Below are 23,547 nucleotides of genomic sequence, written 5' to 3'. Positions count from 1 at the left end.
TAAAGATATGTACACGCTACCTAGTAAATTAAAACTGTTTTCTATCATTATTATGGTTCTTGGGCTTGCAGGAATAACCTATGGTTTTCTTACTGCACCAAAAACTATAGAAGATGTTAAAGAAATAATGGCTGAACAGGATGCTCACCACGGTGGGGAGCACGCTGTTGAAGCTCACGGTGAAGAAGAACATACAGCAAACTTTGTAGATGTTGCTCGCGGTGAAGAAGGCTATTCTGAAGCTGCTATGGAACATGCCACTGATCTAAAACCAGAAGGCCATGGATCAGCTTCTCACGAAGAACATGTGTTGCACCAGTTACAAACAAGACCTTGGTCAGCAACATTTGTTGCAGCATTTTTCTTTTTGATGATTGCACTTGGAGTATTGGTGTTTTATGCAATTCAATATGCATCACAAGCAGGATGGTCTCCAGTGTTATATAGAATAATGGAGGGTATTACAACATACTTGTTGCCCGGTTCTATTATTGTATTTTTAATAGTTGTCTTTGCAGGAACTCACTTCTTCCCATGGCAAAATGAAGAACTTGTCGCTGGGGATAAAATTTTACAGGGTAAATCAGGATACCTTAATTTTCCTTTCTTTGTAATTCGTGCCGTAATTTATCTTTTGGGTTGGAACCTATACCGTCATTTTTCTAGGAAAAATTCATTGGCTCAGGCAGATGCCAATAACTATGATCCGTACAGAAAAAACTTTAAGTTATCGGTGTTCTTCCTTATATTTTTCATAGTAACGGAAGCAACAATGTCTTGGGACTGGTTTATGTCTATGACGCCACACTGGTACAGTACTTTGTTTCCTTGGTATGTTTTTGCAAGCATGTTTGTTTCAGCAATAACTGTAATTGCTTTGGTGACAATTTATTTAAAGAGCCGCGGATTGATTCCCTTTGTAAGCGATAAACACCTACACGATTTGGCAAAATATATGTTTGCTTTCAGTATTTTCTGGACCTATTTATGGTTCAGCCAATTTATGCTTATTTGGTATGCCAACATTCCCGAGGAAGTAACATATTTCATCATCAGAATACAAGAATACAAACTGTTGTTTTTCGGAATGCTTATTCTTAATTTTGTATTCCCAATTCTTGTATTGATGAATAGCGATTACAAGAGAGTGCCTTGGTTTGTAGTTATTGCTGCTGTATTTATTTTGGTAGGTCACTATGTTGATATATTCCTTTTAGTGATGCCTTCAACAGTTGGGCACAACTGGTATTTTGGTATTCCAGAGATTGCAGCATTATTGTTCTTTATGGGGCTTTTCATTTTTGTTGTAGGCACGGGTCTTGGCAAAGTTTCCCTAAGACCGAAAAATGATCCGTTTATTAAAGAAAGTGAAAACTACCATTTTTAATCAATTAGTTTAAAGAAGATATTGTAAGATGACCGCATTTTTAGTTGTATTAGTAATTATTCTTTTTGGAATTTCTGTTTGGCAAATGAGCAGAATATTTCAATTGGCGCAAGGAAAGCCTTCTGTTAATTCCGAAATTGCTTCGGATAAAGACAATAACACACAGGGATACCTGATGATGGGCTTTCTGGCTTTTATCTATATTTTGACCATACTTACCTTTTGGCTTTGGGGAGATGTACTACTTCCAGATTCAGGATCTGAGCACGGTGCCAAAATAGACAATTTGATGCTGATCTCTATGGTCATCATTTTTCTGGTTGGTATACTTACACAGTGGCTACTTCACTATTTCGCGTTTATCTATAGAGGTAACAAGGCAAAAAGAGCAACCTTCTATGCAGATAATGATAAATTGGAATTTATCTGGACCATCATTCCCGTAATAGTACTTGCCGGTCTTATTATCTATGGTCTCTTTACCTGGACAGATATTATGAATGTAGATAAAGATGACGATCCATTGATTGTTGAATTATATGCTCAACAATTTAACTGGAAAGCACGTTATGGAGGCAATGATAATACACTTGGAGAAGCTAATGTACGTTTAATAGAGGGTGTTAACCAACTTGGAGTAGATCCCGCAGATCCTAATGCACAAGATGATAAAATAGTAACCGAACTTCATTTGCCTGTAGGTAGAAAAGTATTGTTTAAAATGCGCTCACAAGACGTACTTCACTCAGCATATATGCCACACTTTAGAGCACAGATGAACTGTGTTCCGGGCATGATAACTCAATTTGCCTTTACCCCAACAATCACTACGGCAGAGATGAGGCAAAACGATAAGATAGTTGATAAGGTTGCACGAATTAATGAAATTCGAAAAAATAAAAGTGTCGCACTTACCGCGGCAGGGGAAGAGCCTTTGGAAACTTATGAATTTGACTATATTCTTTTGTGTAATAAAATTTGTGGTATAAGCCATTATAATATGCAGATGAAGATTGTAGTAGAATCTGAAGAAGATTATAAAGCCTGGTTAGCCGAACAACCTACACTGGGAGAACAACTCAAAAGTAAATAATATTAGCTTAAATAGATATGTCAGCACACGCACAGGTCCACGGAGTAGAAGATCATCACGACGATCACGGGCATCATCATAAAGAAACATTTATAACTAAATATATCTTTAGCCAAGACCATAAAATGATTTCTAAACAATACCTTATTACAGGTTTGTTTATGGGGGTTATTGGTATATTGATGTCATTGTTGTTCAGATTGCAATTGGCATGGCCAGACCATAAATTCACCATTTTCGAAATATTTTTGGGCAAATGGGGTACAGATGGAGTAATGGATCCAAGCGTTTACTTGGCATTGGTTACCATTCACGGAACTATTATGGTTTTCTTTGTTTTGACGGCAGGTTTGAGCGGAACGTTTAGCAACTTATTAATTCCTTTGCAAATTGGAGCTCGCGATATGGCCTCTGGTTTCCTGAATATGGTATCTTATTGGTTGTTTTTCCTTTCTAGTGTCGTAATGTTATTTTCACTTTTTGTAGAGGCTGGGCCAGCTTCTGCAGGTTGGACTATTTATCCTCCATTGAGTGCTTTGCCGCAATCCATTCCCGGTTCAGGCGCAGGGATGACACTTTGGTTAACCTCTATTGCGATTTTCATTGCTTCGTCATTATTGGGTTCATTAAATTATATAGTTACCGTAATTAATATGCGAACAAAGGGTATGTCCATGACCCGTCTTCCTTTGACGATTTGGGCATTTTTTGTAACTGCAATTATTGGGGTGGTGTCTTTCCCAGTATTATTTTCAGCAGCATTAATGCTAATTATGGATAGAAGTTTTGGTACTTCTTTCTTCCTTTCTGATATTTATATTGCTGGTGAAGTTTTACACCATCAAGGTGGTTCTCCAGTATTATTCGAGCACTTATTTTGGTTCCTTGGTCACCCAGAGGTTTATATTGTAATTCTTCCGGCGATGGGGATAGTATCTGAAGTAATGGCAACAAATTCCCGAAAACCTATTTTCGGATATCGAGCGATGGTGGCATCTATTCTCGCTATTGCATTTCTTTCAACAATCGTTTGGGGGCACCATATGTTTATTTCGGGAATGAATCCATTCCTTGGTTCTGTATTTACATTTACCACACTTTTGATTGCGATTCCTTCTGCGGTAAAAGCTTTTAACTGGATTACGACCCTATGGAAAGGAAACCTTCAGATGAATACGGCAATGCTGTTCTCCATAGCATTCGTTTCTACCTTTATCACAGGTGGTTTAACGGGCATTATCCTTGGAGATAGCGCGCTGGACATTAATGTTCACGATACATACTTTGTAGTTGCTCACTTCCACTTGGTAATGGGTATCTCTGCACTTTATGGTTTGCTTGCCGGTGTTTATCATTGGTTCCCAAAAATGTTTGAGGGCAGAATGATGAGCAAGAAATTAGGCTACATCCACTTCTGGGTCACTTCAATTGGAGCATATGGAATTTTCTTCCCAATGCACTTTGTGGGTATGGCAGGTTTGCCCCGTAGGTATTATAGCAATACAGCTTTCCCTTATTTTGATGATTTGGCAGACATTAACGTGGTAATGACAATCTTTGCGATTATAACCATCTCTGTTCAAGTTGTATTCTTGTATAACTTTTTCCATTCAATTTTCTATGGTAAAAAAGGTCCAAAAAACCCTTGGAATGCAACTACCTTGGAATGGACTGCAGAGGTAAAACACATACACGGAAACTGGGATGGTCCTATTCCACATGTATATCGTTGGGCTTATGACTACAGTAAACTCAATAAAGATGAAACCGATTATGTAATTGCTGGTCAGGATTTTATTCCTCAAAACGTTCCGCTGCAGGATAACGAAGATGAATTAGACCATTAATCTTTACAATAAAAATTTTTAAAAGGCCTTTTCAACATTGAAAAGGCTTTTTCTTTCTACGTATAGAATGCGTAGTACTACGTATTATTTTTTTAAAGCTTTTGCCGTATCTTTACACTATTGAGTTAATAATATGTAGGAAGTGAGGAATCTACTGTTTATTTCAAAAGCCATACTGAAAAGTATGGCTTTGTTTTTTCAAGCGTCTTCTAAAGGATTACTATATTTGTGTTATGAACGAACACCTCGATCCCACCGGAGAAAATCTATCACCGCAGGAACTTGATATTGAAAAGAAATTGCGCCCCCTTAGCTTTGAGGACTTTACCGGGCAGGATCAGGCTTTGGAAAATCTTCAAATTTTTGTCCAGGCCGCCAACTTGCGCAGTGAAGCCTTAGACCATACGCTTTTTCACGGCCCCCCGGGATTGGGAAAAACTACACTTGCCTATATTCTTGCAAATGAGTTGGACGTAAACATACGTGTAACATCGGGACCCGTTTTGGACAAGCCCGGAGATCTTGCGGGATTATTGACTAATTTGGAAGAGCGCGATGTGCTCTTTATTGATGAAATCCACCGCTTAAGCCCCATTGTTGAAGAATACCTCTACTCCGCAATGGAAGATTATAAAATTGATATTATGATTGAATCGGGTCCAAATGCGCGCTCGGTTCAAATCAATCTAAATCCGTTCACACTTATTGGTGCAACTACTCGTTCGGGTTTGCTAACTGCGCCTATGCGTGCCCGGTTCGGAATTTCTTCGAGATTACAATACTATACCACCGAATTGCTTACCACTATTTTACAACGAAGTGCGGGAATTCTACAAGTGCCCATAACTATGGAAGCCGCTATAGAAATTGCAGGTAGAAGCCGCGGCACACCCCGTATTGCCAACGCCCTTTTACGAAGAATCCGTGATTTTGCTCAGATAAAGGGAAATGGTAAGATAGATGTTGAAATTGCAAAATTTGGATTGGACGCTTTACATGTGGATGCGCATGGATTGGATGAAATGGACAACAAAATCCTTTCAACCATCATCGAAAAATTTAAAGGCGGTCCGGTAGGAATCACAACTATTGCCACTGCAGTCTCAGAAAGTACTGAAACCATTGAAGAAGTTTACGAACCTTTTTTAATCCAGCAAGGCTTTATTATGCGAACGCCACGCGGCCGTGAAGTTACCGAAGCCGCCTATAAACACCTCGGCAAACTGAAAGGTCCAACCCAGGGCGGTCTTTTTTAACGCTATTTCGCGGTAGAACTTCTCGATTCCAGCAACTTTTAACGGTGAATGACAAATCTAAAAATACAGCCAAAATAAAATCCAAAGCTAAGCGCCTCGGTTTTTTGTCATGTGGAATCAGCAAGGCTGAATTTTTGGAAGAGGAAGCACCCCGATTGGAAAATTGGCTCAACAAGAATATGCACGGTGAAATGGCCTATATGGAAAACCACTTCGATAAAAGGCTGGATCCCACAATTTTGGTTCCCGATTCCAAAAGCGTTATTTCGTTGTTGCTGAATTATTTTCCTTCCGAAGCGCAAGTTGAAAACACCTATAAAATTTCAAAATACGCTTACGGCACCGATTATCATTTCATTATAAAAGATAAACTAAAACAGTTGATGGATTTTATTTCAGAAGAAATAGGCGAAGTCCGTGGTCGCGCCTTTGTTGATTCTGCGCCAGTTTTAGATAAAGCTTGGGCCGCAAAAAGCGGTTTGGGCTGGATTGGGAAGCATAGCAATTTGCTCACCAAACAATTGGGCAGCTTTTATTTTATTGCCGAATTGATCATTGATCTGGATTTAGAGTACGACACACCCGTAACCGACCACTGCGGAAGTTGTACGGCCTGTATTGATGCCTGCCCAACAAACGCAATTGTTGCAGATAGAGTTGTGGACGGCAGCAAATGTATTTCTTATTATACCATTGAATTGAAGAATGAAATACCCACATCCGAAAAAGGAAAATTTGAAGATTGGATGTTCGGTTGCGATATTTGCCAAGACGTTTGTCCCTGGAACCGTTTCAGCAAACCGAACAATGAGCCGCTTTTTAACCCGCATCCGGAACTGTTATCGATGACCAAAAAAGATTGGGAAGAAATTACGGAAGACGTTTTTCAAAAATTATTTAAAAAAAGCGCCGTAAAGCGCACCAAGTTTTTGGGTTTAAAACGTAATATCAACTTTTTGAAAGATTAACCTACAAACTTTCGCCATTTCAACTAACATCATAACTTTGTAAGTTAGTCTTTACAATTATACATTAGTATAATAATTCGTAGAATTATAAATATCCACAGTATCAATAGACCAAAATATGAGCAAACAGAGCAGACGTAGAGAAGCCCTATTATACCACGCAAAGCCGAAGCCTGGGAAAATTCAAGTAGTTCCCACAAAAAACTATTCCACTCAGCGGGATCTTTCGTTGGCCTATTCGCCGGGAGTTGCAGAACCTTGCCTTGAAATTGAAAAGGAAAAAAATAACGTTTATAAATACACTAACAAAGGCAATCTTGTTGCTGTAATCTCAAACGGAACGGCAGTGCTGGGTTTGGGTAACATCGGTCCCGAAGCCTCCAAACCAGTAATGGAAGGCAAAGGACTGCTCTTTAAAATATTTGCCGACATTGACGTTTTTGATATAGAAATAGACACTGAAAACATCGATGAATTTGTTGCCACAGTAAAAAATATTGCGCCAACCTTCGGTGGGATAAACCTTGAAGACATAAAAGCACCCGAAGCTTTTGAAATTGAAAAAAGACTAAAGGAAGAGTTGGACATTCCCGTAATGCACGACGATCAACACGGCACGGCAATAATTTCGGCTGCGGCTTTGCTAAATGCTTTAGAACTTACAGATAAAAATATTGCAGAGGTTAAAATTGTTATCAGCGGGGCAGGGGCAGCGGCAGTTTCGTGTACTCGGCTTTACATGGCATTCGGCGCCAAAAGTGAAAACATCGTAATGCTGGACAGTAAAGGCGTTATCCGTAAAGATCGCGAAAGTCTCTCTGATGAAAAGGCAGAGTTTGCATCGTATAGAAAAATTGATACCCTCGATGAAGCAATGAAAAATGCCGATGTGTTTGTTGGGCTTTCAGTTAAAGATATTGTTACCCCAAAAATGCTGGAAAGCATGGCTCCCAATCCTATTGTTTTTGCAATGGCCAACCCCGATCCTGAAATTGAATACGATTTAGCCATTAAAACTAGGAAGGACATCATCATGGCCACGGGTAGAAGCGACCATCCCAATCAAGTAAACAATGTACTTGGTTTTCCTTTTATTTTCCGTGGGGCGTTGGATGTTCGTGCTACAAAAATCAACGAAGCCATGAAAATGGCTGCTGTAAAGGCGTTGGCAGACCTAGCAAAAGAACCGGTGCCGGAACAAGTGAATATTGCCTATGGCGAGACCAAGCTTACTTTTGGAAAAGATTATATTATTCCAAAACCTTTCGATCCGCGCTTAATTGCCACCGTGCCACCAGCCGTGGCGAAAGCGGCTATGGAAAGCGGTGTTGCCACTACTGAAATTACCGATTGGGAAAAATATCAGGATGAACTTTACGAACGGATGGGTAGCGATAATAAAATAATTCGTCTGTTAATGAACAGGGCAAAACTGAGCCCAAAACGTATTGTCTTTGCCGAAGCAGATCATTTGGACGTTTTAAAGGCGGCGCAAATTGTTTTTGAAGAAGGGATTGGCATTCCCGTACTTTTGGGAAGAAAAGATATTATTCTTGAACTGATGGAGCAGATAGATTTTGATGCAGATTTGGAAATTATCGATCCAAAAAGTGATGAAAACGCTGATAAACTTAAATATTATTCCCAAAAGCTTTGGGAAAAACGCAGAAGAAATGGCATATCACTTTACACTGCCGAAAAGCTGATTCGCGAACGGAATTATTTTGCGGGAATGATGTTAAGCGAAGGCGATGTGGACTGTATGATTTCAGGGTATGCACGTTCGTATCCGTCCGTTGTAGTTCCCGTGTTTGAAACCGTCGGAAGATTTGAAGGCGTTACAAAAGTGGCTACCACAAATGTGATGCTTACTAAACGCGGTCCTTTGTTTATTTCTGATACCTCAATAAACATTGATCCAACTGCGAAAGAACTTGCCAAGATTGCACAAATGACCAACTATACCATGAAAATGTTTGGACTGCAGCCCGTTATTGCGATGATTTCATATGCCAATTTCGGTTCTTCCAAAGATCCGCATGCTTCAAAGGTGCGTGAGGCTGTGGAGTTGTTACATAAGAGTAATCCAGATATGATAGTTGATGGCGAACTGCAAACCGATTTTGCATTGAACCCAGAAATGCTTCAGAAAAAATTTCCATTTTCAAAATTAGCAGGCAAGAAAGTTAACGCTCTTATTTTCCCAAATTTGGATTCAGCAAACAGCAACTATAAATTATTGAAAGAACTTAACGGTGTGGAGTCCATCGGCCCAATTATGCTGGGAATGCGCAAGCCCGTTCACATTTTACAACTGGGTGCCAGTGTGGAAGAAATGGTAAATATGGCAGCAGTAGCCGTAGTGGATGCCCAACAAAAGGAAAAACGCGCAGCGGCGGCAGAAAAGCAAGTAAATACATAGTTTGTTAACACTAATATTTTCACAAAAACCCCAATGGCTGTTGCAAATAATTATACTATATTTGAGCCTTTAAGTTTTCGTTAACACATGATAACCCATATACAGGGCAGACTGGTTGAAAAAAACCCGACCGACGTAGTGATAGATTGCAATGGAGTAGGGTACTTTATCAATATTTCCTTGCACACATTTTCCGAACTCCCCACTAGTGAAAATGTTAAGTTGTTTACCCATTTGCTTATTCGGGACGATGCCCATACACTGTACGGTTTTTCCGGTGTGGCGGAACGAGAAATTTTTAGGTTGTTAATTAGTGTCTCTGGAGTTGGTGCAAGCACCGCTAGAACAATGTTGTCGTCTCTGGCGCCGGAACAAGTGCTGGATGCCATTGCCCAGAACGACATAGCAACAATACAATCAGTAAAAGGAATAGGAGCCAAGACTGCGCAACGTGTGGTTTTGGATTTAAAAGATAAGATTTTAAAAGTGTACGGTTTGTCGTCTATTTCTACCGGAACAAGCAATACTAACAAAAATGAAGCGTTATCTGCTTTGGAGACGTTGGGCTTTGTTCGCAAACAGTCTGAAAAAGTGGTGGATGCCATTGTGAAGGAAAATCCCCAGGCTTCGGTAGAAATGATCATTAAACAAGCTTTAAAAAATTTGTAGAATTTGAAGGCAAAAAATTACGTTTACAAGGGTGGCTTTTTCAAGCTTTTAACAATTTTAAGTTTCATATTGTTCAGCAATGTTTCGCTGGCACAGGATCCCGACACAACGGCCGTAGGGAGTGAAATGGGGAGAATGGATTTACCCACTCCCGTCAGTATTCAGGATCTTTATACCTACGACCCCATAACCGATAGATATATTTATACCCAAACCTTGGGTAGTTTTAATATTACCTATCCTATAATTCTTACCCCTCAAGAGTATCAGCGCCTTATTCAAGAGGAGCAGATGAGAGCTTACTTCAAAGAAAAAATTGATGCAGCAGACGGTAGAAAGGAAGGTTCCGAAGAACAGCAAAAAAACCTATTGCCCACTTTTTATGTGAATTCAAATTTCTTTGAATCCATTTTTGGCGGAAATACAATTGAAGTTATTCCACAAGGTTCCGTCGAGATGGATCTTGGGCTATTGTATACAAAACAGGACAACCCGCAATATTCACCACGAAACCGAAGCAATTTCTCCTTTGATTTTGACCAGCGTATTAGCTTAAGCCTTTTGGCTAAAGTGGGAACCAGGCTTCAGGTTACGGCTAATTACGATACTGAAAGCACCTTCGATTTCCAAAACCAGATTAAGTTGGAATACACCCCAACGGAAGACGACATAATTCAAAAAATTGAGGTGGGTAATGTGAGTATGCCGCTGAATAGTTCCTTGATTCAAGGAGCGCAAAGCCTTTTCGGGGTTAAAACACAACTTCAATTTGGAAAAACAACCATTACGGGAGTTTTCTCTGAACAAAAATCTGAAACCCGTACCGTTACCGCTGAAGGTGGCGCGACTATTACGGATTTTGAACTTTTCGCATTGGATTATGACGATAATCGTCACTTCTTTTTATCACATTATTTCAGGGATAATTATGATCGTGCCCTGGAACAATATCCTTTCATAAACAGCAATGTTCAGATTACCCGTATGGAGGTATGGATTACCAATAGAACGAGTAGAACCGAAAACGTTCGAAATATTGTGGCATTGCAGGATATAGGCGAATCGGATCCATTGAACGTTGGATTGAACACACCTCCGGGAGGCTTTATTCGAGCTGGAAGGAATGCTTATCCGGACAACACGAACAACCTTTTTAATCCGTTCGGTATCAATGGAGGAGAACCCACTTTACTCAATCCACTAATTCGTGATGTTGCGACCGTACGTCAAGGTTTTACGGGAGTTCAAGTAAGTGAAGGTGTAGACTATGTTACACTGGAAAACGCAAGAAGATTGGATCCGGGCGAATATTCCTTAAACTCGCAATTGGGTTACATCTCTTTGAACCAGCGTTTAACAAATGATGAGGTTTTAGCTGTTTCATACCAATTTACCGTTAACGGAAAAGTTTATCAAGTAGGAGAATTTTCAAATGATGGAGTTGAGGCAAATGGAGGTACTCTTCCAGGAACTGGAGGCACAAATCCACCTGTAGAGGAAACTGGCCTTGCCCAAAACCTTGTAGTAAAACTTTTGAAGAGTAGCATAACTAACGTAAATGAGCCTATTTGGGACTTGATGATGAAAAACATCTATCCTATTGGGGCTTATCAACTTGAAAAGGAAGACTTCAAACTTAATATTCTTTATACCGATCCATCTCCTTTAAACTATTTAACTGAAGCCGGTGCTGAACTTCCTCCAGATGTAAAGGACGAAATTCTCTTGAGGGTTTTCAACCTTGACAGATTGAACTTCAATAATGATCCACAACAGGGGGGCGATGGTTTCTTTGATTTTCTGCCGGGGATTACCGTAGATGCACAAAATGGTAGGATTATTTTTACAACGGTTGAACCTTTTGGGGAACATTTATTTGAAAAGCTGGATTTGCCAAGTACCTCGGCTACTTATTCAATGCCTGAAACCTATAATCCAAATCAGTCCAAATACGTTTTTAGAACACTTTATACAGGAACTAAAACCCAGGCTGAGCAGCTAGAGAGCGAAAAGAATAAATTTCAGTTAAAAGGAAGTTATAAATCTACAGGTGCTGATGGTATTCCCATTGGCGCGTTCAATATTCCGCAAGGCTCCGTTACGGTTACTGCTGGTGGAAGAACCTTGGTAGAAGGTGTGGATTATACCGTAAACTATCAATTGGGAAGAGTTCAGATTTTAGACCCTTCACTATTGAATAGTAATATTCCAATTTCGGTTAGTACAGAAAATAACTCACTTTTTGGGCAGCAAAGTAAACGATTTACAGGCTTAAATGTAGAGCATAAGTTCAGCGATAAATTTTTGATAGGTGCAACCTATTTAAACCTTAACGAGCGCCCACTCACCCAAAAATCATCATATGGGGTTGAGCCAATTAACAACACCATCTATGGAATAAATTTAAATTATTCAACCGAAGTGCCCTTCCTAACCCGATTGGTAAACAAACTTCCAAACATTGATACCGATGTGGAATCAAATGTTTCTTTACGTGGAGAGTTTGCATATTTAAAACCAGGGGCTCCAAAAGTTTCAGATTTTGATGGTAAAACAACTGTATATGTTGATGATTTTGAAGCCTCACAAACAGGAAACGATATAAGTTCGCCCTCCAGTTGGTTCTTGTCAAGTACTCCAGTTGGGTATGGTGGTGAGTTGGGAAATGACAATTTAGGTTATAATTACAACCGTGCAAAACTCGCTTGGTACACTATCGATCCTATTTTCTATAGCAGCCAGCGCCCAGAAGGTATAAATGATGAAGATCTTTCTTCACCATTTACGCGTCGTGTTTTTAGGGATGAAATTTTCCCTAACCAAGATATTATTCAGGGACAAACCCAAGCTTTATTCACACTGGATCTTGCATATTACCCATCTACAAGAGGAGAATATAACTACAACCCCGAAGCTGCTGGAACAAATGATTTGCCAAACCCCGAAGATAGATTCGGCGGTATTATGAGACAGCTTACAACTACCGATTTTGAACAATCGAATGTTGAATACATACAGTTCTGGGTGATGGACCCATTCATTTATGATGAAAATAGTGGCAACCCAGGAGGAAATATCAACTTTAACTTGGGAAGCATTTCAGAAGATGTATTAAAAGATGGAAGAAAACAGTACGAAAACGGATTGCCTGAAGATGGCGGTAATGCTAATACAACTGCTACAGCTTGGGGTAAAGTGCCTACCAACCAATCATTAGTTTATACTTTTGATACTGAAGGACAACAACGTACAAACCAGGATATTGGTTTAGATGGTTTGGACAATGCTGGAGAAGCAGCCGAGTATGGGGCTTTTGGAGGCTTGCCAGACCCCGCAAATGATGACTACCAATACTTTCTTCAAGCTGAAGGAAATATTCTGGACCGTTACCTAAAATACAACGGAACCCAAGGAAACTCTCCGGTTGAAGTTACAAACAACAACCGTGGAAATACGGCCCAACCCGACGTTGAGGATATAAATCGTGACAACACCATGAACACGATTGATAGTTATTTTGAATATAACGTACCAGTTTATCCGGGAATGAGCCGTGAAAATAATGAGTTTATCACAGATGTTAAAGAACTGGAGGTAACTACACAAAATAATGATGTAATCCCAGTGCGCTGGGTACAGTTCAAAGTTCCAATAAGCGAACCAGATCAGGCAATTAATGGCATTTCAGATTATAGATCTATTCGTTTTATGAGAATGTTCCTTTCACAATTCTCGCAAAACACCGTTTTGCGTTTTGGTACCATGGAATTGGTTCGAGGCGATTATAGAAAATTCCAAAAAACTTTGGATGATGTAACCCTTGAAGATCCTTCAAATGACAATACCCTGTTTGAAGTTGAAGCTGTAAGTATTGAAGAAAACGAAAACCGAGAGCCAATTCCTTATAGACTTCCCCCAGGGCTTGTTCGTGAGGAATTGAATAACAATAATAATATTATACGCGAAAATGAGCAATCATTAGCCCTACGTGTATGCGGCTTGGAGCCAAATGATGGGCGTGCAGTCTATAAAAACTTTAATGTAGATATGCGCCAGTACAAAAATCTGGAAATGTTCATTCACGCAGAATCATTGCAGAATGAAACGGCGCTAAGTGATGGGCAATTGGTAGCCTTCATGCGTTTGGGTAATGACCTTACAAACAACTATTATGAAGTTCAAATTCCATTAAACCCCACCAATTTTGGAGCAACAAATGCTGAGGAAATTTGGCCAGTCGCAAACAGACTGAATCTTCCGTTAGAACTATTGCAACAAGTAAAAACCAGAACTCCATTAAACTCAACCGAAGTTGTTTATTATACACAATCAGAACTTGAAGGTGGTATATCCGGTGGTGAGAATGAGTTAATAATTGGGATTAAAGGGAATCCAAGTTTTGGAAACGTTAGAACGATTATGCTTGGGGTTAGGAACAAACCTGGAAATACAAGCGAGTTATGTGGCGAAGTTTGGTTTAACGAGCTTAGAATGTCTGAGCTTAAAAATGAGGGAGGCTGGGCCGCCGTTGTGAGTATGGATGCTAACCTTGCAGATTTTGCCACTGTTAGCGCCACAGGAAAAAGAAGTACAGTTGGCTTCGGCTCTATTGAGCAAGGACCAAACCAGCGAAGCCGTGAAGATCTTCAACAATATGATGTAGTTACTAACGTAAACTTGGGACAATTGCTTCCGAAGAAATGGGGGATTCAATTGCCGTTTAATTATGGACGCTCCGAGGAACTGATAACGCCACAATACGATCCGGAATTCCAGGATATTGAACTTGATACCAGACTCGACAACACAGAAGATGAAGCGGAAAAAGATAGAATTAAGGAGCAGGCCGTAGATTATACAAAGCGCCAGAGTGTAAACTTTATCGGTGTGCGTAAAGAGAGAACCGGAGATGGAAAACCTCAGGTATATGATATTGAGAATTTTACAGGCTCCTTCTCTTACAATCAAACAGACCATCACGATTTTGAAGTGGAAGATGCTGTTGAGCAAAACGTTCGGGTTGGTGCTACCTATAATTACAACTTTACGGCGAAACCAGTGGAGCCCTTTAAGAAGAATGATTCATTGTTTACAGGACAATACTGGAGATTCCTGAAAGATTTCAACTTCAATTATTTGCCGACGAATATTTCAGTAAGTTCAAATATTACCCGACAATACAACGAGCAAAAGTTTAGGGAAATAAATTTATTGCCCGGCAACATAGGCTTGCCTACTCTTTATCAGCGTAATTATCTGTTTGATTGGCAATACACCATCAACCATAATTTAACCAAATCATTGCGTTTCAATTTCACCTCTTCAAATAATATGATAGTTAACAATTATTTGGATGATAATGGTTTGATAAATAATGATATCGGAATTTGGGATGGTTTCTTTGATGTGGGTAACCCAAATCAGCATTTCCAGTCATTACAACTAAATTATGACTTGCCTTTCAGCAAGTTTCCTTTCCTAAAATTCCTTAGAGCAACGTATTCCTATACCGGTGATTACCAATGGCAGCGTGGAAGTAATCAATTTAATGAAATTGAAATTGAGTTGAGTGACGGAAGCCGAAATGTGTACAACTTGGGTAATTCGATCCAAAACGCAAGTACGCATCAAATTAATTCTAGTTTAGATATGAATGGTTTTTACCGTTACATAGGCCTTACTAAAATTAAGAAAAGCAAGCCCCGAAAATCTGCCGGCGATGGTAGTGGTGGTGCAGGAGATGAAAAATCATCAAGTGGCGGTGAAGGCAAGGCTAGTAGAGAAAGCAAACTGGAGGAAGAAAAGAACAGTACCCTTTCAAACGGAAAGACGAATACGCCAAACGTACTTGGAAGAGGTGCTGCCAGTCCGGAAGGTGGTTTGAATGCTGGCGACAAGGCCATAAATACGGTAATTGGTCTTGCCACAATGCTTAAAAAGGTACAATTTAACTATCAAGAAAATAATGGTATCTACCTTCCGGGATATTTGCCGTCAATTGGATTTATAGGAACTTTGAAGCCAACCACAGGCTTTGTTTTCGGAAGTCAAGCAGACGTTAGGGAGCTTGCGGCCCGTAAAGGTTGGTTGACTCTCTATCCAGAATTTAATGAGCAATATACCGAAGTAGAGAGCCGTCAAATGGACATTCAGGCCAATCTAGAGCCTATAAACGATTTGACCGTTGATATAAACGGAAGCAGAATTTATTCTGAAAACTATTCCGAAAACTATATTGTAGAGAACGACCTTTATAATTCTTTGACGCCGAATACCTTCGGAAACTTTAATATTTCAACAGTTTTAATAAAAACTGCTTTCAGCGCTAGCGATGAAAATAGTTCAGCTGCTTTTGACGATTTCAGAACCAATAGATTAACTATCGCGAACAGATTGGCAGAGGATTATTACCAAGGTGGAGCCATCCCGAGAGATTCGCTGGGTTATCCTGTAGGTTTCGGAAGAAACAGCCAAGATGTTTTGTTGCCGGCATTCCTTGCGGCATATAAAGGCAGTAACGCTTCAAAAGAAAAGACAGGAATATTTAGAGATATTCCGCTTCCAAACTGGGATATTAAATATACCGGTTTAATGAATATTCCTTGGTTCAAGAAAAATTTCAAACGTTTTTCATTGACCCACGGATACCGTGCAGGATATACTGTAAACCAATTCCAGTCTAATTTGGACTATGACCCGAACGATCCCGAAGCCGTTGATCAAGCAGGAAACTTTAAAGTGAAAACATTGCTTACAAATGTTAACCTGACCGAACAATTTTCGCCTTTACTGCGAGTGGATTTTGAAATGAACAATTCTGTGAAAATACTTGCTGAGATGCGTAAGGATCGTGCACTTTCATTGAGCTTTGCAAACAACTTGCTGACTGAGATAAAGGGTAATGAATACATTATAGGACTTGGTTATAGAATTAAAGACCTTCGTATTGCTACCAATTTTGGAGGAAAAAAATCTGTTATTACAAGCGATTTGAACTTTAAAGTAGATCTTTCCCGAAGAGATAACATTACTATTATTAGGTATCTGGACATTCAAAACAACCAAACTACCGCAGGGCAAACCATATATGGGGCACAGTTGTCTATTGACTATGCTTTGAGCAAAAACTTGACCGCCCTTTTCTATTATGACCATACATTCTCTAAATATGCTATTTCAACTGCATTTCCACAAACAACCATTAGAAGTGGCTTTACATTGAGATATAACTTTGGAAACTAAATAAAATACTTACTTATTTAATTTATTATGAACGTACCATCAAATTTAAAATACACAAAAGATCACGAATGGGTCTTAATTGAAGGAGATACCGCAACAATAGGCGTTACAGATTTTGCACAAGGCGAGTTGGGCGATATTGTATATGTTGAAGTGGAAACTGTTGGCGATACAATGGAGAAAAACGAAGTTTTTGGAACTGTGGAAGCCGTAAAAACAGTTTCCGATTTATTTTTACCTCTTTCGGGAGAGATAATTGAATTCAACGAAAGCTTGGAATCTGAACCAGAAAAAGTTAATTCAGATGCTTACGGAGAAGGCTGGATGATAAAGATGAAATTTTCAAACCCAGATGAAATAGCAGAATTACTGGATGATGCCGCTTACAAAGCACTTATTGGCGGATAAAAGGTTATTGTTTATAGCGATAATTTACAGTTGCTTAATCACAGTACTGTTTTTTATTCCCAGTCAAGATTTACCAAAAACCCAATTATTAGAAGCAGACAAGATAGTTCATATACTTGTTTATTTTATATTGGTAAATCTTTGGATGCTTTATTTGTATGTTAGTAATGATTATCATTTTGAAAAAAAGTGGATTCCCATTCTCCTGCTTTCAATACTGCTTTATGGCATAATAATTGAGATATTTCAGGGACTGTTTACAGTTTCACGCAGTGCAGATATTCTAGATGTGGTCTCAAATTTATTGGGTTCTTTACTTGGTATCTTTTTTTTCAAAATTGTAAAACAAAAATTAAAAGCTTAAAATTTTAATTAAGTTTTAAATTGAACGATAATTTCTATATTTTAGCAACAAGTTAAACACACTATTATGGAACCCAAAAAAAATCCGAAAGCAGACGTAGGCCGAAGAAGCATGCTGTTTTTCCAAATTGGAATGGTTGTTATGCTTTTCTTGGCATGGCAAGCAATTGAATGGAAATCTTACGATAAATCCGATAATGATTTCGGAAAACTTGACGTAGGCGAAGAACTGGAGGAAGAAATTCCCGTAACACAGCAATTAACTCCCCCGCCACCCCCGCCACCCCCGCCACCGGCACCCGAGGTTATTGACGTAATTGAGGATGAGGAAGACGTGGAAGAGACCATAATAGAATCTACTGAAACAAATCAAGAAGAAAAAATTGTTGAAGTAAAGGAAATTAAGGAAGAAGTTGTTGAAGAAGAAATTGCCGACGTACCGTTTGCCGTTATTGAAAATGTACCGGTCTATCCTGGGTGCGAAGGTGAAAAAAGCAACGATGCAAAGAAAAGATGTATGTCATCTAAAATTAGTGAATTCATTAACAAGAAATTTGACACCAACCTTGCATCAGATTTAGGTTTGGAAGGAAGACAGCGTATTGCGGTTCAGTTTAAAATTGATAAGAGCGGAAGAGTGGTTGATGTGCGCGCACGTGCACCGCACCCTAGGCTTGAGAGAGAAGCAATGGATGTGGTACAGTCGCTACCAAATATGACTCCCGGAAAACAACGCGGAAAACCAGTTGGGGTACTTTATTCCCTTCCGATAGTGTTCGACATTCAATAAGTAAATATATTTATATCAAAAGCCCCGTCTTTACTAGTAAAGACGGGGCTTTTTTCGTTTTGGCATAGCAGTTGTGTTTCTAAAGGTGTTAACCTTTTAAGTACTGTATTATGAAAAAAGCTGTAAAAAATTTCGCAAACAAAAGAGAGGATAAAAAACAAATCAACATCAAATGGAATTCACGTCTGTTTTTCCAAATAGGTGTTATAATTAGTCTACTTACTGTTTTTTTTATAATGCAGACTAATTTTGAAATAACATCAGATACGGCAGAGCGACACATTCCAACGACCTTGGAGGAACCTCCAATGATTCACTATGTTTTGGAGGTTGAAAAGCCAAAACCTATAGAGCCAACCAAAAAAATTGTAGAAAAACGCGTGCCTATTCAAAAAGTAGTAAAAAGTGATGTGTTTGATGTGAAATCTAATGATACGCCTATTGATGAAACACCAATCGCTAATACTGATATGCCTGTAATAGAAGCGCCAACAATTACCCATCAAGCTCCAGATAAACCTTCGGAGCCTGCGGTAACAAGAACCGTTATGAATGTAGAATTTGTACCAGTATTTCCAGGGTGCGAGCCGTTTGCTACCAATGCCGAGAAAATTGACTGTATGTCTTCAAAAATAAATGCTTTTATCAATAAAAATTTTCGAAAGGAAATTTTAGAAAATTTGACTCCAAATGAAACACACAGAATTTATGTGAAATTCAAGATTGATTCCAACGGTTTTATCACTGATGTTGCAGCAAATTCACACAATGCCACTTTAAAAAAGGAAGCCCAGCGAGTAATCAATAATTTACCTGTAATGAAGCCAGGCAAACAGGGTGATAAGAACGTAGATGTTGTTTACACCGTGCCTATTGTTTTCAATATTCATTAAAAATTTGAATAAAAAGTAAAAGCTCCCAATAAAATGGGAGCTTTTTTTAAATCCGGTCATTCCAAAAAAACTGTATCTTTCGGGTTTAAACAAGCAAACCTCAAATGAAACATTTTATATTTTTTCTCATATTTTGTTTTCCAATAATTTCTTCAGCGCAAACTGTTTCGGCACAATACGAAAAATACCCCGTCTTTAAAGAATGTGAAGGTACAGAAGTTGAGGCTTTAGAAAGCTGTTTTAAAAATACGTTGCAACAATTCATTTTTAAAAACTTTCAAGTCCCTGAAAAGGTTTTCGCGGAAAATTACAAAGGAAATGTAAATGTACTTTTTGAAGTAACAAAAGAAGGGAAGTTTAAGGTGCTATATGTCGATGGAATCTACGAAGAATTAAAAACAGAGGCGCGTCGTGTTTTTGAGTCACTCCCCCAAATAGAGCCAGCTACCTATAACGGAAAACCAGCCTATGTGCAGTTTACCCTTCCTATTGCCATTCCATTGGTGGCGCCGGGAGAAAGCATTGTCCAAACTTCTAAAATTATAAAGAAAAACGAAAGAGAACAATTGGTTGAAGAATATGATGCTATTGAAAACCTGCCTTATAATAATGAAGAATATAGTAGCAATATTAATATTCCACTTTCGCATCACAACTACAGCTTATTTGATCCTTCTCTTAACCGTGTTGGGCTCAACAATCACACGGCCCAAAAACCTTTTATTTATTCTGAAGTAAACAAATACTATGATTTTGAAGCCGCCAATCAGGAAGTTTTAAAAAATAAGTCTTCGTGGTTCGGCCGTAAACTTTGGAATGAACACCTTATTACCATAAAGGGAAAAGATTATTGGCTAACCTTAGATGCAGGAGTGGATTTGCAGGCCGGAAAAGACTTTGATGCAGAACTAGATACTTACAACAATACGCGTTTGGTTTATACACAGGGTGGAATTGGAAAACAGATTGGATTTTTCGGTGTTATTTATGAAAGTCAAGGGCGTTTTGCAGATTATTTTAATCGCTACGCCGAATCTATTCGACCCGATGGGGGCAATCCAGCAATTATTCCTGGCCGAGGTATAGCAAAACAATTTAGAGCAGATTCCTATGATTATCCAATTGCTACAGGACATATTTCTTATACGCCTTCAAAATATTTTAATATTCAATTGGGCCACGGTAAAACCTTTTTAGGTGATGGATACCGTTCTTTATTGACAAGTGATAATGCGAGTTCTTATCCCTTCTTCAAAATAAATACCACCTTTTGGAAATTGAAATATACCAACACTTGGATGTCTTTGCGAGATGTTCGCCCCGAGGTTACCGAAGACGGTTCTTTTCGAACAAAATATATAGCAAACCACTATTTGAGCTATAACATTACCAAAAGATTGAACATTGGTCTTTTTGAATCTGTTATTTGGCAGAATGATAACGGTAGAGGCTTTGACGTGAATTATCTAAATCCAATTATTTTTTACCGTGCTATTGAATTTTCAACGGGTTCCCGCGGTGGTAATGCGCTTATTGGCCTTACTACAAAGTATAAAGTGAATGACAGAGTGAATATCTATGGGCAACTTATAATTGATGAATTTTCTTCGAGCGATATCTTTGGTGGTGAAGGAAGTTATAAGAATAAAACAGGCTACCAGTTGGGTCTAAAATATTACAATGCTTTTGGATTAAAAAATCTTTTCCTACAAACAGAGTACAATAGAGTACGTCCTTATACGTACTCGCACAATACGGTAGTGCTAAATTATGGGCACAACAATCAATCTATGGCACATACCCTAGGTGCTAATTTTTCTGAACTTATAGGTATAGCGCGCTACCAGAGAGGTAGAATTTATGGAGACGCAAAATTTATAGTTGCCAAGCGGGGTTTTGAATTTAATACGCCGGAAGATTCTTTTTTCTACGGCGGAAATATTTATGGAACTGAAGATGACCGTGTTTCAGACAATGGTAACGAACTGGCGCAAGGAAATACCACAGATTTTTTCCACGCTGAAGTACAAGCGGGTTATATAATAAACCCCGCAACAAATCTAAAGATTTATGGAAGTTTTATTTTTAGAAGTTTTGACCCCGAAGTTGACACAGAAACTGTGTTTAAAAACCAAACTACTTGGGTCAATTTTGGACTAAGAACAGATTTATTTAACTGGTATTATGATTTTTAAAAAGAATTAATTTTTCTCCTTTTCTTTCAATTTTTTTTCTATTTCCTTATACTTTTTCATTGCTTCTTTATTTCTTGCCTCCCTGTCTTCTACGCCTGCGCCTGCTTCTTGGGCCACTTCTTTATAAATCATTTTCAAAAAAGCTTCTGTTTTAATAAATCCATTTCCAAATCCTTTATCATCATATTCTTTAGTTAGATCTGTCGTTTTTATTATTTCCTCTTCTGTTTTCTTGTTGAGGTAGAGGTTATATACGCGCTTATAAAGAATGGATAGCATTTCTATAGTATCTCTTAAATCTTTATACGATCCCATATCTCCGTGGCCGGGAATTACCTTAGTGTCTTCATTTATCACTAAAAGAGCTTTCTCCAAACCTGCGATGTAACCTTTTAAGCTGCCCCCGTTCTCAGTGTCTATGTACGGGTATTTTCCATTAAAGAAAACATCGCCGGTATGTAATACGTTACTTCCTGTAAAATATACCATGGAATCACCATCTGTGTGGGCATTATGAACGTGAAAAACATATATTTTTTCCCCGTTGAAATAAAATGTAAGATCTTCAGCAAAAGTTACGATTGGCAGTGCTTCTTCATCTATTTTTTTTGTTTCCTTGGCAATAACATCCTGAAGGCGGTTTCGAACATTTTCCTGCGAAAAAATTACGGTACCAGTTTCAGCCATCGCAGGATTGCCGCCTGTGTGGTCCCCGTGAAAATGTGTATTCACCAAAAACCGAACAGGTTGATCGCTAACTTTTTTTATTTCATTTTGAATTTGTTCAATACCATCGGCATATTGATCATCAATCATGAACACGCCATCTTTGCCAAAACTTAACCCTATATTGCCTCCCTTACCTTGTAGCATGTAGACTTTGTTCGTGACTTTTATAAGTTTGGTGTTTACTTTTTGTCCGCCATCAGTTTGGGCGAAAACAGTTGATACAGAGAATAATAAGATGGTATTTAGAATAAATTTTGAGAACATATATTTTTAGTTTGAAAAATTGGTTCAAATTACTAAAAATGCTGAAATAATACAGTAAGATTATTGATAATATATTGTGGAAAAAATACAGGAAGCGTATCTTTGCACAGCCTAAAAAAAATAGCTTGTCCGTTTCCCAATCACAGTCAATTAGTCCGTCAGTTATCAGGAATTTTACTGAAATCACTAAGCTTCGGCTTTCGGTGAGTGTTGTGTTTTCTTCGGTTGCGGGTTATCTATTGGGGGCAGATTCAATTGACTTCTTTGTGCTCTTTCTGTTATGTGTAGGGGGTTATTGTATGGTTGGCGCTTCAAATGTTTTCAATCAAATCATCGAAAAAGATTTGGACGCACTAATGGAACGCACTAAAAATAGGCCGTTGCCGGCTGGTCACATGACGGGGCGTTCTGCATTTATACTTGCGAGTATATTGACGGTGGTGGGCATTATTGTTCTTTACACCATAAATCCAGTTACGGCAATGTTTGGCGCCATTTCAATATTTATGTATGTGAGCCTGTATACCCCTTTAAAAACAAAAACGCCACTTTCGGTATTTGTGGGTGCTTTTCCGGGCGCCATTCCATTTATGTTGGGGTGGGTGGCTGCAACCGGTGAATTTGGCATTGAACCCGGAACGCTATTTATGATTCAGTTTTTTTGGCAATTTCCGCACTTTTGGGCTATTGGTTGGTTTCTTTTTGATGATTATAAAAAGGCGGGCTTCTTTATGCTTCCAAACGGAAAACGCGATAAAGGTACTGCCATACAGGTTATTCTTTATACAATTTGGACAGTTCTTGTTTCTTTAATTCCTGTTTTAGGAATTACCGGAAAACTCTATTTAACACCAATATCAGGTGGTTTTATTGGGATTTTGGGGATTGGGCTTTTGTATTACGCAATTAAGCTGTACAAAGAAAAAACTTCAACTGCTGCCAAGCAGCTTATGCTGGCTAGTGTAAGTTATATTACATTGCTGCAAATAATTTACGTTGCAGATAAATTTTTAAGATAACC

At 38.7% G+C, this 23,547-nt stretch carries 15 protein-coding genes; 14 read left to right on the top strand and 1 reads right to left on the bottom strand.

The window, feature by feature from the left end; genetic code table 11:
• Nucleotides 1-7 precede the first annotated feature (7 nt).
• From LS48_RS02960 to LS48_RS02900, 13 genes are all read left to right on the top strand, one after another.
• The gene (locus LS48_RS02960; protein WP_062619862.1) at nt 8-1,387 is read left to right on the top strand and encodes a hypothetical protein; all 1,380 of its coding nucleotides are present in this window, start codon (nt 8-10) and stop codon (nt 1,385-1,387) included.
• Nucleotides 1,388-1,415: 28 nt separating this feature from the next.
• Entirely contained in the window at nt 1,416-2,480 is a 1,065-nt protein-coding gene (locus tag LS48_RS02955) for a cytochrome c oxidase subunit II (RefSeq protein WP_062619860.1), read from the top strand.
• A gap of 17 nt (nt 2,481-2,497) precedes the next feature.
• Nucleotides 2,498-4,327, top strand: coding sequence for a cytochrome c oxidase subunit I (locus tag LS48_RS02950; RefSeq protein WP_062619858.1), 1,830 nt, complete (start codon nt 2,498-2,500; stop codon nt 4,325-4,327).
• A 233-nt stretch (nt 4,328-4,560) separates the two neighbouring features.
• Nucleotides 4,561-5,583 (top strand): Holliday junction branch migration DNA helicase RuvB, encoded by a 1,023-nt coding sequence (gene ruvB / locus LS48_RS02945; protein WP_062619856.1) that lies wholly within the window; start codon nt 4,561-4,563, stop codon nt 5,581-5,583.
• Between the two features lie 44 nt (nt 5,584-5,627).
• Nucleotides 5,628-6,551: a tRNA epoxyqueuosine(34) reductase QueG gene (gene queG / locus LS48_RS02940; protein WP_062619853.1), complete on the top strand. Its 924-nt coding sequence runs from the start codon at nt 5,628-5,630 to the stop codon at nt 6,549-6,551.
• A gap of 118 nt (nt 6,552-6,669) precedes the next feature.
• Nucleotides 6,670-8,973, top strand: coding sequence for an NADP-dependent malic enzyme (locus LS48_RS02935; RefSeq protein WP_062619851.1), 2,304 nt, complete (start codon nt 6,670-6,672; stop codon nt 8,971-8,973).
• A gap of 87 nt (nt 8,974-9,060) precedes the next feature.
• Entirely contained in the window at nt 9,061-9,642 is a 582-nt protein-coding gene (ruvA, locus tag LS48_RS02930) for a Holliday junction branch migration protein RuvA (protein ID WP_062619848.1), read from the top strand.
• A gap of 3 nt (nt 9,643-9,645) precedes the next feature.
• Nucleotides 9,646-16,884, top strand: coding sequence for a T9SS outer membrane translocon Sov/SprA (gene sov, locus LS48_RS02925; protein ID WP_062619847.1), 7,239 nt, complete (start codon nt 9,646-9,648; stop codon nt 16,882-16,884).
• 27 nt (nt 16,885-16,911) lie between these two features.
• Nucleotides 16,912-17,292 (top strand): glycine cleavage system protein GcvH, encoded by a 381-nt coding sequence (gene gcvH, locus LS48_RS02920; RefSeq protein ID WP_062619845.1) that lies wholly within the window; start codon nt 16,912-16,914, stop codon nt 17,290-17,292.
• Nucleotides 17,258-17,656 carry a VanZ family protein gene (locus LS48_RS15685; protein WP_078056367.1) on the top strand — a complete coding sequence of 133 codons (399 nt, stop codon included), beginning with the start codon at nt 17,258-17,260 and terminating at the stop codon, nt 17,654-17,656. Before gcvH ends, LS48_RS15685 begins: the two co-directional genes overlap by 35 nt.
• A gap of 66 nt (nt 17,657-17,722) precedes the next feature.
• Complete coding sequence (locus LS48_RS02910) at nt 17,723-18,445, top strand: energy transducer TonB (RefSeq protein WP_062619841.1); 723 nt, start codon at nt 17,723-17,725, stop codon at nt 18,443-18,445.
• 110 nt (nt 18,446-18,555) lie between these two features.
• The gene (locus tag LS48_RS02905) at nt 18,556-19,338 is read left to right on the top strand and encodes an energy transducer TonB (RefSeq protein WP_062619839.1); all 783 of its coding nucleotides are present in this window, start codon (nt 18,556-18,558) and stop codon (nt 19,336-19,338) included.
• Nucleotides 19,339-19,442: 104 nt separating this feature from the next.
• Nucleotides 19,443-21,533 (top strand): gliding motility outer membrane protein RemB, encoded by a 2,091-nt coding sequence (locus LS48_RS02900; protein ID WP_062619837.1) that lies wholly within the window; start codon nt 19,443-19,445, stop codon nt 21,531-21,533.
• Between the two features lie 6 nt (nt 21,534-21,539).
• Here the strand turns inward: LS48_RS02900 and LS48_RS02895 are convergent, their stop codons facing one another.
• Nucleotides 21,540-22,526, bottom strand: coding sequence for an MBL fold metallo-hydrolase (locus LS48_RS02895; RefSeq protein ID WP_062619835.1), 987 nt, complete (start codon nt 22,524-22,526; stop codon nt 21,540-21,542).
• A gap of 125 nt (nt 22,527-22,651) precedes the next feature.
• Between LS48_RS02895 and cyoE the strand changes: the two genes are divergently transcribed.
• The gene (cyoE, locus tag LS48_RS02890) at nt 22,652-23,545 is read left to right on the top strand and encodes a heme o synthase (RefSeq protein ID WP_062619833.1); all 894 of its coding nucleotides are present in this window, start codon (nt 22,652-22,654) and stop codon (nt 23,543-23,545) included.
• Nucleotides 23,546-23,547 lie beyond the last annotated feature (2 nt).

Origin of the sequence: Aequorivita aquimaris (assembly GCF_001573155.1) — a bacterium.
Classification (GTDB): Bacteria; Bacteroidota; Bacteroidia; order Flavobacteriales; family Flavobacteriaceae; genus Aequorivita; species Aequorivita aquimaris.
Note: the sequence above shows the minus strand (reverse complement) of the source record. Positions and strands in the feature narration are given on the sequence as shown.